Source organism: Allobosea sp. TAB14, from assembly GCF_052113865.1.
Taxonomy (GTDB): domain Bacteria; phylum Pseudomonadota; class Alphaproteobacteria; order Rhizobiales; family Beijerinckiaceae; genus Allobosea; species Allobosea spartocytisi.
The window spans coordinates 1-16351 of record NZ_JBFRDQ010000105.1; the positions used below are offsets into that span (position 1 = coordinate 1).

14 protein-coding genes and 2 pseudogenes are annotated in these 16351 nt (G+C 61.1%); 6 read left to right on the top strand and 10 right to left on the bottom strand.

Annotated elements, in window-relative coordinates; all coding sequences use genetic code 11:
• The 4 genes and pseudogenes from AB4Y99_RS16625 to AB4Y99_RS16640 all read right to left on the bottom strand — a co-directional run.
• A pseudogene (locus AB4Y99_RS16625) lies at positions 1-172 on the bottom strand (NAD(P)-dependent oxidoreductase); the annotation flags it as partial.
• A 25-nt stretch (positions 173-197) separates the two neighbouring features.
• Positions 198-386 carry a DUF3008 family protein gene (locus AB4Y99_RS16630; protein WP_441524089.1) on the bottom strand — a complete coding sequence of 63 codons (189 nt, stop codon included), beginning with the start codon at positions 384-386 and terminating at the stop codon, positions 198-200.
• 11 nt (positions 387-397) lie between these two features.
• A complete protein-coding gene (locus tag AB4Y99_RS16635; RefSeq protein ID WP_441524081.1) occupies positions 398-775 on the bottom strand; it encodes a VOC family protein in 378 nt (125 codons plus the stop codon).
• On the bottom strand, positions 772-1077 hold the full coding sequence (locus AB4Y99_RS16640) for a GNAT family N-acetyltransferase (RefSeq protein WP_112764231.1): 306 nt from the start codon (positions 1075-1077) through the stop codon (positions 772-774). Before AB4Y99_RS16640 ends, AB4Y99_RS16635 begins: the two co-directional genes overlap by 4 nt.
• 105 nt (positions 1078-1182) lie before the next feature.
• On the opposite strand from AB4Y99_RS16640, the gene AB4Y99_RS16645 reads away from it, so the two are divergent.
• Positions 1183-1593 (top strand): DUF6766 family protein, encoded by a 411-nt coding sequence (locus tag AB4Y99_RS16645; protein WP_441524082.1) that lies wholly within the window; start codon positions 1183-1185, stop codon positions 1591-1593.
• A 99-nt stretch (positions 1594-1692) separates the two neighbouring features.
• Here AB4Y99_RS16645 and AB4Y99_RS16650 read toward each other — a convergent pair whose 3' ends face one another.
• Positions 1693-2607 (bottom strand): hypothetical protein, encoded by a 915-nt coding sequence (locus AB4Y99_RS16650; protein WP_441524083.1) that lies wholly within the window; start codon positions 2605-2607, stop codon positions 1693-1695.
• A 76-nt stretch (positions 2608-2683) separates the two neighbouring features.
• On the bottom strand, positions 2684-3697 hold the full coding sequence (locus AB4Y99_RS16655) for a L,D-transpeptidase (RefSeq protein WP_441524084.1): 1014 nt from the start codon (positions 3695-3697) through the stop codon (positions 2684-2686).
• Between the two features lie 288 nt (positions 3698-3985).
• On the opposite strand from AB4Y99_RS16655, the gene AB4Y99_RS16660 reads away from it, so the two are divergent.
• The 3 genes from AB4Y99_RS16660 to AB4Y99_RS16670 all read left to right on the top strand — a co-directional run bounded on the left by AB4Y99_RS16660 (position 3986) and on the right by AB4Y99_RS16670 (position 7402).
• Positions 3986-5011 (top strand): 3'-5' exonuclease, encoded by a 1026-nt coding sequence (locus tag AB4Y99_RS16660; protein ID WP_441524085.1) that lies wholly within the window; start codon positions 3986-3988, stop codon positions 5009-5011.
• Positions 5012-5114: 103 nt separating this feature from the next.
• Positions 5115-5336 carry a hypothetical protein gene (locus AB4Y99_RS16665; protein ID WP_441524086.1) on the top strand — a complete coding sequence of 74 codons (222 nt, stop codon included), beginning with the start codon at positions 5115-5117 and terminating at the stop codon, positions 5334-5336.
• Positions 5333-7402, top strand: a complete 2070-nt coding sequence (locus AB4Y99_RS16670; RefSeq protein WP_441524087.1) for an ATP-dependent helicase — start codon at positions 5333-5335, stop codon at positions 7400-7402. The genes AB4Y99_RS16665 and AB4Y99_RS16670 overlap by 4 nt, the downstream gene beginning before the upstream one ends.
• A 492-nt stretch (positions 7403-7894) precedes the next feature.
• Here AB4Y99_RS16670 and AB4Y99_RS16675 read toward each other — a convergent pair whose 3' ends face one another.
• From AB4Y99_RS16675 to ligD, 4 genes are all read right to left on the bottom strand, one after another.
• Complete coding sequence (locus AB4Y99_RS16675) at positions 7895-8452, bottom strand: hypothetical protein (protein WP_133561228.1); 558 nt, start codon at positions 8450-8452, stop codon at positions 7895-7897.
• Positions 8453-9088: 636 nt separating this feature from the next.
• The gene (locus AB4Y99_RS16680) at positions 9089-10222 is read right to left on the bottom strand and encodes an MlaD family protein (protein ID WP_441524088.1); all 1134 of its coding nucleotides are present in this window, start codon (positions 10220-10222) and stop codon (positions 9089-9091) included.
• Between the two features lie 478 nt (positions 10223-10700).
• Complete coding sequence (locus AB4Y99_RS16685) at positions 10701-10910, bottom strand: cold-shock protein (RefSeq protein ID WP_038358045.1); 210 nt, start codon at positions 10908-10910, stop codon at positions 10701-10703.
• Positions 10911-11477: 567 nt separating this feature from the next.
• Positions 11478-12641, bottom strand: coding sequence for a non-homologous end-joining DNA ligase (gene ligD, locus AB4Y99_RS16690; protein WP_441524090.1), 1164 nt, complete (start codon positions 12639-12641; stop codon positions 11478-11480).
• 1458 nt (positions 12642-14099) lie between these two features.
• On the opposite strand from ligD, the gene AB4Y99_RS16695 reads away from it, so the two are divergent.
• Together AB4Y99_RS16695 and AB4Y99_RS16700 are read left to right on the top strand one after the other, a co-directional pair.
• The gene (locus tag AB4Y99_RS16695; protein WP_441524091.1) at positions 14100-15905 is read left to right on the top strand and encodes a putative bifunctional diguanylate cyclase/phosphodiesterase; all 1806 of its coding nucleotides are present in this window, start codon (positions 14100-14102) and stop codon (positions 15903-15905) included.
• Between the two features lie 69 nt (positions 15906-15974).
• A pseudogene (locus AB4Y99_RS16700) lies at positions 15975-16317 on the top strand (transposase); the annotation flags it as partial.
• Positions 16318-16351 lie beyond the last annotated feature (34 nt).

The following is a 16351-nucleotide window of genomic DNA, read 5'->3' on the forward strand; positions in this document are numbered from 1 at the left end:
CAGCCCGCCCGATGCCACTGTCGCCGCCGGTGATGATGGCGCGCTTGCCCTTGAGGCGACCCGAGCCGACATAGCTGTCCTCGCCATGGTCCGGTCGGGGTTTCATGGCATCGGTGCGCCCCGGCATCGGTTGCTGCTGCTCAGGGAAGGGCGGTTCGAAGTGTGATGTCATCGTTATTTCCTCGAGACGCGACGAGTCAGTGCTTGGCCTTGTGCTCGGGTTTTCCCCTGCGCTTGGTCGAAGCCATCTTCTCGAGTTCGCTCTCGCTCATCGACTTYTCCATCGATTTTGATGCGCCCTTGAGCTTGCTTTCCTTGATGTCTCCCCGCTTGGCGGCGAGCGCGGCGCCCGCGGCCTTCTGTTGAGCGGCTGATTTTGCAGGCATGTCGTCCTCCTTCACTTGGATGAACGGGTGACGGCCTCGATCTTGTTGCCGTCGGGATCGAAGACGAAGGCGCCATAGTAGTGAGCGTCGTAATTCGGGCGTACACCCGGGGCGCCAGCGTCGGTGCCACCGTTGGCGAGCGCGGCATGGTAAAAGGCGTTCACGATCTCTCGGCTGCCGGCAGCAAAAGCGATGTGGGTCCCGTTGCCGCTGGAAGCCCTCTTGCCGTCGACGGGTATCTCGATGCTGAAGAGAATGCTGCTCACGCCGTAGTCGGCCGATCGATTGCTGCTGCTGAGAAGCCGGATCCCGAGTTCCGCAAGGACCGCGTCGTAGAACGTACGCGCCTTCCCGAGATCATTGGTGCCGACGGAAATATGGTCGATCATTGCGCCCGCTCCGTCCGCTGGGCGAGAACGTCTTGGTATTCAGGATGCCGCCTGGCCCAGTCCGCAATGAATGAGCAGGCGGGGACGATACGCTCTCCGCGGCCGCGTGCGCGCTCGAACAGGGCTTCAGCAAGCTGCGAGCCGAGACCTCGACCGCGCAAACTCGACGGCACCTCGGTGTGCGAAACAATAAGGTAGTCATCAAGGCGCCGATACGTTGCAAAGGCCTCGCCGCCCGGAACCGCCATCACGAACCTGTTGTGTTCAGCGTCGTCTCGGATGCTTGGCGGTTTCGTCTGCATGGGGCGCTCCTGAAAGAGGCGGTGTCCGGGTTGAACCCCGGCAGCCGATCGGAGTTCCCTCTCGCAGCGATGCTTCTCGAAGCCYTGCGGGACTGGGAGCGGTGAATGAAACACTCGATCTGGACCCGATACGGATTTGCCTGGGTGACCGGCGGCTTCTTCCTGATCAGCTTGGTCGGCCACTGGGTCTTCGGCTGGTTCGCCTATGCCAACGAACARGCGAGCCATGGTCAGGCCGCYAGCTTCGRGGGGTACTTCATCGAGATGATGCGCGACACGCTCGAGAACTGGCAGTCGGAATTCCTGCAATTGCTGTGGCAGGTCGCGGGGCTCGCGATCCTGCTTCATGTCGGCTCACCGCAATCGAAGGAGGGCGATGAYCGCATGGAGGCCAAGCTCGATGCCATCCTGCGCAAGGTCGATCGCGACGATGGCGACCGTCTGATCGAGRRGATYGACCGAGACTACGCAGGCCGCCACACGGATCACCGCTAYGTCAGGGAACGCCAGTCATAAGCCCGGGATCGAAGTCTTTGCGGAGCGGATTGCGCGATTGACATACTCGGCGTGACCGGCGCGGAACCCGACGAGGACGGAAACCCGGTCGGGCGGGGCTCAACCCGCCGGATCGTCGGAACCGCCGCGACGACGTCGAGTTTCCCGAGCGCGCTCCAATGACCTCGCCGCGCGCCGCGCGATGCGCAGTTCCTCGAGCGTAGGTTGCCACCATCCTCGGAGGAGGGCGCTCACCGCGGCGGGATGTCGGGCAGGCCAGGTTTTTACAAGTTCGTCGTGCGTCGGGCGACGCCACAATGCCCAGACCAGATCGTCGGGCTGTCCGGAACTCCAAGGGTAATGCCGGGCGGCTGTCTCCGCGGGAACGATCTCGCCGGTCACCTCAAGGATGACGAGCGGTCCTTCATGGGACATGAGCACTCTGTCGAGCGGCGGCTGCTCGCTCGCCGGGACAGGATAGCGCCGGCGGCGGCGCTCAGTCATCGCTGCTTTGGCGTCTTCGTATGCGGGCGCGGATTTCGCCGCTTGGCGCCGTTGCTTTCGAGCCTCCGGCTCGCTGCGTTCCGCGGCGGCTTCGATCGCCGGCCATCTCTTGCGAAGTTCATCGATTGATCGGAATGGTACGTGCCAAGCCTTGTCATCTCCGTTCCACCAGGCCCATGGAACCGCGCGCAATTCCTCGACGACGGTTCGTGAATAAGGGGTGCGCACGACGATCTCATCGGCGACCTTCAGATARGGGCTGACGATCGGCTCGAACGAAAAGGAATCGCGGCCGCGCTGATCGGCGAGGCTGAAGGCGCTCGGCAGCTCACGATCGAGCCATCGYGCCGCGCGAAGCATCGCCGTCTTGCCCGGGATCCGCCAAGCAGCCAGGTCGTCGTTCCAGCGCGCTCTCGGAAAAGTGTCCCGAAAGCGTTCGACCGCAGCGGCGTCGAACGGAAAGGAGACGATCGCTCCCGGGCCCTCTCCATCTTCGCGGATTTCGACGTCGTTGTGCTCGCGCGCAGCCATCGCCCTACCGTCCCGCAGTCCAGACCGATGCCGACGGCCGGTCAAARTTGCAAGCCAGAATGYGGGGYGACATCGGCTAGTCGACGAAGCGGACGGTCGTACCTGGCTTGACGATCTGGGCCAGTTCCTCCGCATCCCAATTCGTGAGCCGCACACAGCCATGCGACGACGCCTTGCTGATCTTCGAAGGCTCCGGCGTACCATGAATGCCGAAGGTCGGCTTCGACAGCTCGATCCAGACCGTGCCGACCGGGTTGTTGGGACCCCTGGGGAGCACCAGGCGACGCTTGTTCTTGCCCTGCTGGAAATTCTTGACCGGGTCGTAGTGATAGGTCGGGTTCTTCACGACCCTCACAACCTGATACTCGCCCTCGGGCGACGGGGTGTCCTCGCTGCCGATGGTGGCCGGATAGAGTGCGAGCACCTTTCCCGTCGCATCGAGCGCTCGAACCATGCCGTTGGTCTTGTCGGCCTCGACGGTTCGCGCCTCGTCCGAAGGAGCGGTTCGTCCGACCGAGACGACGTGCAGCGTTTCTTCACGCTTCCGATAATGCGTTCGCGGGTTGAGCACCCTGAGTAGGCCTTCGCTCATGTGAAAGCGTTCGGCGAACATCTCCTGCGCGTTCCTGTAGCCGAGCCGTTTCATCCGGGCCTGGCGAGCGTAGTCGTGAGGAATGCGCCGGACGAACCGGGTTTTGATATCCTCCTTTGTCACGACGTAGTCCGAGACGACATCCGCGCTGATGTCCCCTTTAAGGGCCTGCCATGTCGATGCGTCGATGATCTCGCCGGTTCCGAGATTTTCGCGGCGGCGGAACTGGTTGATGGCCTTCCGATAGTTGTCGCCATCCAGGCCGTCGATCTCCCCGGGAGAGAYCCCCTGACGCGCCAGCAAGACCTGAGCTTTGACGATCGACGCATTGGGCCGCGTCACCTTGCTTTTCGTGGTGGCYGGACGGCCTGCTTGGTTCACTTCGTCGGCGGTGAGGGCTTGCGCGGTGAATGGCACCAGCACGACGCATCCACCTAGCAAGGCTGCCCGGAAGAACTTCAGCAGCTCGAAAGCGGGTCGCGGCACGGCCATCACCATCGTTCGATTCATGCAGCGGCAACGCGATGTGTTATTCCGGGGTTCCGAAGCGGCGTTACAGAGGCGGTAAGAAGCCGATCGCGCTGCGGGTCGGCGCGCGGCGCACAARTAATCACCTGCCACGCGAACTGCGACCAACCCTTAGTAGGAACGAACCGTGGGCTATTGTGGACGCGACGTCCGGAGCCACCTTATTGACCGCTGCAAAACTGGGCTGATGGAAATCGCATGGAAGCTATATGGGCCGCGTGGAAGGCTCATCGCTGAGCTCCTTGCCCTCGACCGCAAATGGCGAGCGCCCACGACGACGAGGGCCGCAAAATGAAGATTGCCTCTATCCAGTTTGACTTGTTCGATGATGCGCCGGGCTACCGGCAGATGGCGAGATCCGTGCCCCGGAAACGCAAGTCAGAAACTCTACCTACTCTGCCCGGCTGGAATGACGAGGAGGCCGCACAACGGCTGGAGCAGGGTGGGCGCTTCAGGATTTTACGGAAGCTCGTGCCGCGGCCCATCATCCCGCGAGCCGAAAGCGCCTTTCCGAACCTCGCGGTTCTGGTGGACACGGAGACGACCGGCCTRAATTCCGCAAAGRACGAAATCATCGAAATTGGCGCTGTCGCTTTCACCTATGACGACGCAGGTGTGATCGGCGACGTCGTGGGYATCTATAGCGGCCTGCGTCAGCCCTCGGAGCCGATACCGGCGGAAATCAAACGGCTGACCGGCATTACCGACGATATGGTCGCTGGTCACGAGATTGATATTGCAGCGCTTGACGCGCTGATCGAGCCCGCGGATCTCGTCATCGCCCATAACGCCGCATTCGATCGCCCGTTCTGCGAAAAGCTCTCGCCGGCCTTCGTCTCGAAAGCCTGGGCCTGTTCCGTCAGAGAAGTCCCTTGGGCGGATCTTGGCTTCGAGGGAAACAAGCTCGGATACCTCGTGGGCCARTCCGGGCTGTTCCATGAGGGCCACCGCGCGACGGATGATTGCAACGCGCTTTTGGAGGTACTGGCGAGGCCGGCCGGGGAGGGTGGCGCGCTACCATTCTGTGAGCTCTTACGTTCAAGCGAGCGTAGCCGTGTCCGCGTCTATGCGGAAAACGCGCCATTCGACATGAAGGACCATCTCAAAGGCAGAGGCTATCGCTGGTCGGATGGAAGTGACGGCAGGCCGAGAGCCTGGTGGATTGAGATCGATGACGAGCTCGAAGAGGAGGAGCTCCGCTATCTCCGCACGGAGATTTATGGCTGGGAGGACGCGGAACCATTGACCCTGCGGCTGACGGCGTTCGATCGGTATCGTGCCTAGCCGGCCCCATTCRAGCAGGCGCCCCGGTGTAGATTTGCGCCTCGGAGCTTGACTCCTCGAAGGTGATTGTTCTCATAATGTTCTCCTCATCGAGGACGCATCAATGCCGCCARTCGTGCTGAAACAGGCATCTGTTCCGAAGCTTATGGAGCAACAGATCGATTCGGTTTTGGTGGAGTTCGAGGGTGACGCCCGGGCCGCGATCGGGGCATTGCTTCATAACCGTGAAGAGCTCTTGCGAGATGCTGATCGCGCAGCCTCGCTCGGCTTTCTGCGCGGCCGGTTCTCGGAAGGAGCGCGGCCGGTTCGGAAATTGAAGGCATGAACGCCATCGCCCCGATCAGCTATCTCGACGCGCTCAACCCGGCACAGCGACGCGCGGTGATCCATGGCGTGGGCGCGGTGGCTTCCGCGCCCCTGCTTGTCATCGCGGGTGCCGGCTCAGGCAAGACCAACACGCTTGCGCACCGCGTGGCTCACCTCATGGTCAGCGGCGCCGATCCGCGGCGCATCCTGCTGATGACGTTTTCGCGCCGCGCGGCGTCCGAGATGGCGAAGCGCGTCGAGCGGATTGCACGGAAGGTGCTTGGCGACGGTGCTGGCGTCCTGGCCGACGCCTTGACCTGGGCAGGCACCTTCCACRGCATCGGCGCCCGCCTGCTGCGCGACTATGCCGAACAGCTCGGTCTCGATCCCGCTTTCACGATCCATGATCGGGAGGACTCGGCCGACCAGATGAACCTGGTTAGGCACGAGCTTGGCTTCTCCAAGACGGAGTCGCGGTTTCCGACGAAAGGCACTTGCCTGGCGGTCTATTCGCGCTGCGTGAACGCCGAGCTGCCGATCGAAGAGGTTCTGCGCTTGTCTTACCCTTGGTGCGCCACTTGGGCCGCGGAGCTGAAAGAGCTGTTCGCTGCCTATGTCGAAGCCAAGCAGAGCCAGAACGTCCTCGATTACGACGACCTGCTGCTCTACTGGGCGCAAGCCGTGACCGATCCCGATATCGCCGCGGACATAGGCGGTCGCTTCGATCACGTGATGGTCGATGAGTATCAGGACACGAACCGTCTCCAGTCCTCGATCCTGCTCGCGCTGAAGCCGGACGGCCGCGGCCTGACTGTCGTCGGCGACGATGCCCAGTCGATTTATTCGTTCCGGGCGGCCACGGTCCGCAACATCCTCGATTTCCCGGCAGCCTTCGTTCCGCCGGCCGAGGTCATCACGCTCGATCAGAATTACCGCTCGACCAGCGCCATTCTGTCGGCTGCAAATGCCGTCATCGATCTGGCGGCCGAGCGTTTCACCAAGAACCTTTGGACCGATCGTGCGACCGGGTCGCCGCCCCAGCTGGTGCATGTCCGAGATGAGGCCGATCAGGCTCGTTTTATTGCCGAGAAGGTGCTGGAGAACCGAGAAGGCGGATCGACGCTGAAACAGCAGGCCGTGCTGTTCCGGGCATCGCACCATAGCGGTCCACTGGAGATCGAACTCACGCGCCGGAACATTCCATTCGTCAAATTTGGTGGGCTGAAGTTCCTGGATAGCGCCCATATCAAGGATCTGCTGGCGCTGCTGCGCTTCGTCGAGAACCCGCGCGACAGGGTCTCTGGTTTCAGGTTGCTGCAGCTGTTGCCCGGCGTTGGCCCGACCTCGGCGCAGCGCGTCCTGGAACATGTCGCGCGGGCCTCAGTGCCTCTCGAGGCTCTTGAGAACGCTCCGGCTCCGCCGCGGGCCGGTGACGATTGGGCGTCATTCGTCGCCGCCGTCAGCGAGCTGCGCGCCGGCACCGCAGGGTGGCCGGCCGAGATTGAGCGCGCCCGCCGCTGGTATGAGCCTCACTTGGAGCGCATCCACGAAGATGCCAGCACGCGGCAGGCTGATCTCGTGCAGCTCGAACAGATCGCCGGGGGCTATCCGTCGCGTGAGCGCTTCCTGACCGAATTGACGCTCGATCCGCCGGACGCGACCAGCGACCAATCCGGCGTGCCACATCTCGACGAAGACTACCTGATCCTGTCGACGATCCATTCCGCCAAGGGGCAGGAGTGGAAGTCGGTCTTCGTCATGAACACCGTCGATGGCTGCATTCCGATCGATCTTGGCGCCGGCGCACGTGACGAGATCGAGGAGGAGCGTCGCTTGCTCTATGTCGCGATGACGCGGGCGAAGGACGATCTGCATCTTGTCGTCCCGCAACGCTTCTTCACGCACGGCCAATCCGCCACTAGCGACCGTCATGTCTACGCTAATCGGACCCGCTTCATTCCGAACGCGGTGCTTGGTCAGTTCGAGCGGACTGCCTGGCCGATCGCGGCCGCAGACGCCAAGCGGGCACCATCAGGCGGGCCTAAGGTCGATGTCAGGGCCAAGATGCGAGGCATGTGGCGATGACCAGGAATTGCTGCATCAGGTCGAGATCAAGCTGGAKAGGGTGTCCGCGGCGGACGCCTGCGCCGGATCGATCGTGGTTCACCGATTGACAAATTGGGCTCCGCGTCATCGGCACGATGATGCGTCAGGAGCGTGATGGCCAGCTGATCGATCAGGAGCTGATTTGAGTTCGGCGCTGCGGCGGCCTGGATAAGGGCGCTGGATCGGCCGGTCCGCAGGGTAAGCGTTGTGGAGTCTGCGGCGTCTGATCGGCTTAACAACGCCTCATTGCATTGCAGATGAACGAAGTGGCGGTCGCTTTGGCGTCATAGCGCCGCGGACAGGAGGCGTGGGCCCCCGTGGAGTGGGCGGGGAGATTTCGCGACGCGATTAAGAGGGAGGATTTCGATCCAAGTGATCGAGTCGGCGCGAAATGGCATCGCAGCCTCGAGAAGAGACGAGACGCCGGTCGCGCTCGTATGGGAGATTGGTAGCTAGGTCACTGCTTAGGCTTCAGGGCTTCTTGGCCGCTAACGCGACCTGCGGGTGAAATGCCCAGACCGTGCCGCTGACGCGGTGGTTCGGCGTAGTTTCCACTACGTCCCCGTTAGGCAGGGTCTTCTTTATCTTCGGACCCAGAAACGAGACGACGTGCAGGCGTGCGCGATGGATGGGATCGCCTCCAGGGACGTTCTGCTCTAGCACGTCGACAATGCCTTGGCCGACGACAGCCTCGACGATGGCGGTATGATGAGGGCGCTTCTCAACCGCTGACCCGCCCGTCTCCCAATCACCGTTTGGATGCGTCGTTTTTACCTCCGTTCTGTCCTCCCAGACGAAGTTCCGGAACTGCAGAATGTCGCCAACGACAATATCGCGGCGCAGATCCTTCACCAGTGTGCCCCAGATATAATCGCCGTCAGGCCCTACCTTGCCGCCCATGAGTTGGGTTGAGGTCTTGCCGCCGCAGTCAGTCAAGGCGGTTTCGAGCATGCTCCAGCATTCGCCATCACCGATTTTCTGCCCAATGCGCTTGACGCTCCAAGTCACGAGGTCGTCGGGAAGAGCCATGTCCACCTCCGGTGAGGAGCTGCTTTTAAGATGCTACGCGGCGCGCATTCAGGAGGCAATATCAACCAAGCGCCCGGATTTGCGGGGCATGAAGACTACAATCCCATTTGAGCCGTAGACCTGATGAACYCCAGTGGGCTGGCTTTCGCCAAGCTCGGTTATTGGCCAGGACGTGGATGGTCCGGTCGTCCCCGGGAAACTGGCTTTGCCCTCCTGTCGGGTGCGGCCGGTACATCCGCGGCGACGCATCCAACTGGAGAGCATGCAGGCATCCGAGGATGCCACGCTGACAACCACATAGCTCGCGCTAAGGTTCCTTCAAGAGACGGTGAACTTGCCCCGCCGCCCCTGGACGCTTTCAAAGCCGATCGGAATATCTGATCGGCCCAAATGAACCTCAGCCAACCGATGCGGCGCGCGCGCAGGCCGCGACGGAAAGAGCCACATTGAAGGCGACCGCAAGCCAGAGCCAGAAATCCAGAGGGAGATGGTACCGCATCGGATTGCTCTCCTGTGACAGCGAGACAATCCGAGCCTGCCGGGTCCGTTCCGCAGAAATGCGGCATTTGAGCCAAATGCCGGGTATCGTGGTGAATGAAGSGTTACCGMTACCCRGCTGACTTTGCTTTCGCRGTACTAACGCGAGCCCCTGTGTTGAGGCAGCCGGCCGCGGTYGCCGAATAGCAGAYCTTGCGGATTCTGATTCACTTCGYGCAACGAGCGCATAAATCGGGCAAGCCAATGTTGACTATCTGTCGTGACCTTGCCGAGACTTTGCAATCCGGAGGCCGTAGAACGAGCGATTTGAACCGTTAGCGCTGCTGAGCGCGTGTCCAAAGTCCTCGCTAGTTCRCGCAGGTATTTGGCGTAGTCGGTCACCTCCTCGAGGAGCTTGCGCCCATTCTCGCCATTGGCGGCGTCGAGATAAGCCTGGGCGCCTTTGAGAACGCTGTCGAACTGGTCTGCCGCCGTGTTGAGCTTCTGCGTTGTCGATGCGGCGCTCTTTATTGCCGTGCTGACCTCTGGGGCTGCGGCGCCGAGCCCGGTGGAAAACTTGTCGATATCATCAATCACGCGAGCAACACGACCCGGGTCGATAGGGCGAATATTGTCCAGCACTCCATCGCTGAAAGCCTGGAGCTTATSGGGAAGCGGACCAATGAATTCGGCGGTCGTTTCGATGCCTTTCATCAGCTTGTCSAGGCCGCCGATATACTCGGCTTGTGCGCGAGTGGACCGTTCCGCCTCTGCTATGGAGGCAGATATAGGCCCCGCATTGCTGTTGATAGCGCCCTCGATCCCGACAAGCGCGCCATCAATGTTCCTGGCGATTGATCCCACTCTCTTGATGATATCCTCGGAGGGTTCGGCGGCGATATCCGGCAGCGATCGACCTGCTGCCGGGAGCAATGCGGCCGCGCTGGGGTCACCCGCACGAAGCTGGACCGCGACCACCCCCGCCAAGCCCTGACCTTCGAGGCGGGCGCTCGTGTCAGCTCGTAACGGTGTCGAACGAGAAACCTTTATGGTGGCGTTGATCTGACGCGGATTGGTGGGCTCGATCTCGACCTGTGTGACCTCGCCGACCTTAAGACCATTGAAGAGCACGCTGGAACCCCGGCCGAGCCCTGAGATATCGCTATTGAAGACCAGGCAAACGTTGACGGTCTCTGTTGTGCCGCTGCCAAACCAATAGGTGAAGCCGAGAAGTCCCGCGACGATGGCAAGCGTGAGCAACCCGATCAGCGCGTGACTCGCTCGCGATTCCATGACGCGAATTGCCTCTCGTTGCCGGTCGAAGCGCCCGACGGTCTACGACTGGCGATTCCGGAGCGTAGGCTATCGCCGCAAACTCSACGAGAGAATAATCGATGCAGCCGAGGATGACGGTTCCCGTCATTTGAATCCGGTTCGGCGCCGTGAYTTCAAATTGACTGGTGCTGCGAGCGCCGCCCGTCTATCGGAGGCCTCTTTTGCCAGGCGCAGCCCGCGCAGCTTGATCATGTTGTCAGATCGCTGCTGAGTCAGCCTCTCCGTKTCGGAGACAATCCTTGCGTGAGACAGGGATCGTGTCTGGATCTTCAAGAACTGATTGTCGGCTGTTAGGCGCTGCTTTGATAGTTCGATCACAATGATTTCCATTTGCGGTTAGATTAAAAACAATAAAGGCCGAGCAAATGCCCGGCCTTTCGAGTGGCTATCGTCGCTGGTGCCAGTACATCCGTGGTCAACRGCAGCAATTGCCAGGTCACGCAGTCTGGAGCTGTTCCGCAGCCATCTTGCCGGAACGATTGTCGCGSGCGACTTCGTATCCAAGCTTCTGGCCTTCTTGCAGGTCCCGCATTCCAGCGCGTTCGACGGCGGAGATGTGCACGAACACATCCTGGCTGCCGTCGTCGGGCTGAATGAAGCCGAAACCCTTGGTGGAATTGAACCATTTCACTGTGCCGGTGGTCATAAGAAACCCTCCTTTTGGCAAGACCTGTCGCTCRCCGACAAAATGTCTGGCGAGTTCAGAACGATTTCGAAAGGGGGAGTTCATCAGAGTCGCGCCAAAGCGCGAAAATAACAACGGCCGTCCAAGCAATCTCGATGAAGACATACCTAGCCCAATTCGCCCGAGGATCCAAATTATATTTTCTCAGATACGCATTTTCTTTTTTGGCGGCGATTTTAGCTATGCTGCCGACAGTGGTCTCAGACGAGCAATTATTCCGTTTCTCAACCACTCTCYGTTCGTTTGGACGCAGCGGTTGATGATCGAACTGATCTCGCGCCTCCTATTAGCGGTGCGCCATCTCAATAAGCTGGACATGAGCGCTGCGCTCGAGCGGGCTGACGCCTCCGATCGAGGGCAAAAAGAAGCGAGCCGGCTGGGGGGRAACGCCGGCTCGCTTCTGGTGGTCACCCTGGCAAGGATTGCACCGCGACCGTCGAAGGGGTGCYGCGACGGCCGCAGGCCATRAACTAGCACGAGGATGCCGGGTTCCGAAGCGGTCAGATCATTCTCGRCGGTCGACAGACCTTATCGGTCTAAATCTACCGGCGGTCGCTGCGGCTTCATCTCGTAGACCGACGCCTCGTCTGCTTCTTCTCGGAGGTCCTTGTARGAGGCGTGRCGCAGCTTGCCGTCATCGGTCCAGCCSCGRAACTGGATCTCGGCGACAAGCGCGGGCGTGAKCCAGCGATAGGAGCGCCTGCGGCCGGTCATGTCGATCACCGGCTTCSCTATAATGAGCCTGTCCATCGCCTTGCGCAGCGCTGCGCCAGTTTCAACGGTGAAGCCGGTGCCGACGCCRCCGACATAGACCARGTGGTCGCCCTGCCTCGCGGCSAGCAGCAGCYGGCCGATSCCGCCMAGSGCRATCGTCGAMGGYTCRTAGCCGACGATGACGAARCTYTCCGACYGGCTGCATTTGATCTTCAGCCAATCGCCSCCGCGTCCCGATCGATAGGGCGCATCGCGGCGCTTGGCGATGATGCCTTCAAGCTTCATCTCGCAGGCGAGCTTCATGAATGGACCGCCATCGGCGTCGATCTCTTCGCTCAACCGGATCRAGCCATGAGGCTCGGCCAGAAGGAGATCCTCCAGCATCTCGCGCCGAGCGCTCAGCGGCATCGGGCGCAGGTCATGGCCGTTCAGATAAAGCAGGTCGAAGGCATAAAGAACGGCCTCCGAGGCCAACCGCTTGCCGCCGCGGCCACCGAGAGCCTTTTGCAGAGCGCCGAAATCGGAAGTACCGTGCTTGTCGAGCACCACGGCCTCACCGTCGAGGATGGCGCTGTCCACGCCAAGSYKCAGCGCATCAYGCGCGATCGTCGGAAAGCGCKGCGTCCAGTCATGGCCGCCKCGCGTGATGATCCGSACCCGCTTGCCGACGATGTGGAKCGCCAGGCGATAGCCRTCCCATTTCACCTCRAAGGCCCAATCCGGACCGGCCGGCACCTCGTCCTTCAGCAGCGCCAAACAGGGCTCGACGCGCTCGGGCATCGGATCRGAAAACAGATCGCGTTCGGGCTTCCGGCGCCGGGTGASCGGYCCCTTCACGGTATCGACACCCGGCCCGGCYCTGAGAACGCGACGCGTACCCATCMAYGCAACTCCGCAACGAAACGAGTCGCMAACGGCCGGCAGGGCGAATCGTTCCCTTGCGGAACCCGCCAGTGTGCAGAATGGTTGAATCGCCATCAGTGGTTCGCGTGAGGTGTCCGCATGGCTACCCCTCAAAGTCACGCCGTGCCGTCTCGGCGCCAGCCGACCACCCGCCGCGAGCTCTATCGTGAACAGTGCCAGGATATTGAGGGAGCCCGCTTTATGATCATCGTCTGGCAAAACAAGCCCGGCCTATCCACGGTCTCCTACTCGCTGGAGGATGGCACTCCCCTCCACTACGAGGACGCATGCTATTTCACGACGCCGGACGGGAAGGTGCTGACGCGGTGCGAGGACTAATTCGCGGAACAAGGCTTCGCGGCTGCGATTTCTAGCGGATGAARCGSACCGAGCCTCCTCTCGAATTTTGGGTCTGGCTGGCAGTCGCCGGCATTATTCTCATTTCCGYGGKTGCTTCGATCAGTYTCMCGCCTCAGATCGTGCAGCCTCCCAATTGACAACGGGGAGAGGACGGCACACTCGGCAGACCGGGCCCCAATCGCTYGTGCCAAAAATTGCTTCCAGGCGAGTTCCMCGAGATCGTCCTCGTCGAYCGCGACCAGCGATGTAGGAGAGCCGGACGCTCGYTGTTGATTGTCCGCATCRACGCGGCGGGYYAGCTGGCGCGCTTTTTGATCCGCTTGGCGAAACGCCGCGAGGAGCGCGTCAAAATGAAACAAGCATTCAGACCCGCTGCGCCACGGCCSAGGCAGTCGGCACTCGCGCCGAGGATTGAGATCACGATCGAAATTWGCCTTGCGGCCTTTATCGCGATGACAGCCGTCCAGCTTCACGGGCTACTCGCGACCTTCATGAACTGAAGCGGACGCTATGAAACAGAAGCATCGTCTTTCACTTGCTGCCTGCATCGAGAGGGCTCGGCGGACGCTAGCTAAACAAAAGCTGAAGCGCGCCGATCCGCCTCCAGGTTCCCGTCTGGTGACACCGACAGATGAGGAGCCCAGCAAGGACAAAAAGCGACCTCGGAAGGGGTCGCCGCCGCGGGTATGGGCGCCTCGGATTGTCTGAGCGAATGCCAAGCTGTCATGCCGCTCGGCACGTTCTACAGCCAAAGAGGCGGGACCGGCCGCCGCCGGATGCTCGCCCCGAATAACAGCACCGGGGCAGAAGAAAGTGTTTYGATGTGAACAGAGTTTGCCAAAGCAAAACCTCGGCGCTTTCGTCAGCCACAGGTCTGTGCAAATATTCTTCGGAACAAACTCGCCGCGCTTGAGRCGGTGTGGCTTGGGTGCGGTCCGAGCCCATCGGTTGGCTTCTTCRGATTTTGGCCGCGGCAATCGCGGTCAYGAACTGGCGATAGAAGCGGGCGATCTCCCGGTGATCCGTGAGGTTGCCGTACCATATCGTTGTTAAGCTAGCGTARTGCATGCCTCATCACCGCCGGTTTACATCAAAGGGGTATAACGGACCTCGGGGGTCATTTTTCTGAGATCATTGCCAGTCGTGCTTCAGTTGCAAAATAATATCCTGGAAATGATTGCGAGAGGCGCGACGCTGGAAGCGACGACCGACCGCCTCTGTCGTGAGATTGAGGTGCTTTTGCCCGACGTCTGGTGTTCGGTTTTGCGCGTGGATAGCGGGGGATTGTTGCATCCGCTAGCAGGACCCAACTTTCCYGATGAGTATTCMGCCGGGCTCGAAGGGTTGATGATCGGGCCGCAGGTCGGCTCGTGCGGCACTGCGGCCTATCTCCGYACTGCGATTGTGGCGGATATCGCAACCGATCCACGTTGGACGGACTTCAGGCAACCGGCCTTGGCCTTAGGACTCCARGCGTGTTGGTCGACCCCCATCTTCGACGCGAGCGGAGCTGTGCTAGGCACCTTCGCCTTCTACTTCAAGGAGRAACGCGGTCCTTCTCCACGAGAGAAAGAGATCGTTGCATCCTGTACCTCCTTRTGCGCCATCGCCCTCGAACGCGATCAGCGCGTCACCGAGCGGGAGCGTCGGGCCTTTGTCGATGCGCTGACTGATCTGCCGAACCGAGCGAGTTTCGACGTKTCACTTGAGCGCCTTTCCTGTGCGGAGCCGGGCGCCTGGGCCTTGCTGCTGATCGATCTCGATAATTTAAAGACGATCAACGACACTTTTGGTCATGCCGCCGGCGATGCGCTGTTGCAGACCGTGGCAAGTCGGGTCAGCGAGTGCGTCTTGCCGGATCACGTGTTCCGCATGGGAGGTGACGAGTTTGCCGTGATCCTTCAGGCGGCCGATGCGCTTGCGGACATCGAGGGCACGACGGTTCGRATTTTYCAGGCCCTGGCGGTGCCCGCCGAGTGCGGTGGGCACATGATTTTGCCACGAGCAACGATTGGCGGCGCGGTGCTGTCAGTAGGCGACGGTGATCCAACAATCGTGCGCGAGCACGCAGACCTAGCMCTGTACCATGCCAAGGAAACCGGGCGTGGCGGTTTCGTGCTGTACTGGCCGGGAATGGGCAGCGCGATCACGACCCGCATCGAGGTGATCCGCGACGTGGACGCGGCCCTGCGCGAAGGCAGGATCGACGCGTTCTATCAGCCCATCTTGCGGCTCGACACGCGCGCGATCGTCGGGCTGGAGGCACTGTGTCGCCTGCGGAAGCCGACCGGAGAAATTGTCTCGGCKGCGGCATTTCATCAGGCCACTTTGGATGTTAGCGTCGCTTCGRGTTTGACTGMACGCATGATGGCAGCCGTCGCATCGGATGTGCGCTGCTGGCTGGATCAGGGTATCCCACTGCAGCACGTGRGCATCAACATCGCGTCGGCCGATTTTCACAGCGGAACACTCTTTTCCCGCCTCCAAGCTGCATTCGGCCGGCACAACGTCCCGTTAAAGYACATTGTTCTCGAGGTGACGGAGTCCGTCTATCTCGGCCAGCACGATCCGGTGGTCGCTCGCGAGATCAAAGCGTTGCGCGGATATGGGCTACGCGTGGCACTTGATGATTTTGGCACCGGGTTCGCGTCGCTCACTCATCTGCTCACGGCCCCGATCGACATCATCAAGATCGACAAATCCTTCATTGACCGTCTTGCCCAAGGGGATCCGAGCCTGGCAATCGTCGAAGGTCTCATCGATATCGCCCGCAAGCTCGACATCCGGGTTATCGCCGAAGGCATCGAGAACGAAGACCAAGCAGCCCTTTTGACGAGCGTCGGCTGCGCGCTCGGCCAAGGCTACTTATTCGCGCAAGCCGTGCCACACGAGATAGCGACGGGCCTATTGAAGCGGTTTGCTCAACGGATACCTCAACAGAGAGATGCGACTACAGGCTGCCTTGCAAGCCAGCACTAGCTATTCCCYCGGYGGTCGTTCCGCGGGCGGGCGAGWACCCCGCAATGAACTTAAATTGCCTCGTCAGAGGGCATGAMGGCCCCRTTCGTCTATGACGGAGCGATGAATGGKKCCGTTTTCGATCAGATTTTGGTCCCGACGCTGATGCCGGGCGATTTCGTCGTCAGAGATAACCTGCCGGCCCACGAGCGGMCGGCGTCSGTGAGGCGATCGAGARTGCCCCGCGAGACTCCTGTTCCTGCCGCCCTATTCGCCGGAGTGCAATCCGAACAACTTCGCCGAGCTCAAGGCCCTGCTTCCAGCAAGGGCCGAACGTTCGATCGACGCCCTATGGGGCGCGATCGGACCCACCGTCGACTTCACTTCAGCCGAATGCGTAAACTTCAAAACCGCAGGATATGACCCAGAATAAGCCTCAAACGCTCTAGCTGTGCAGTTCGCAGCAC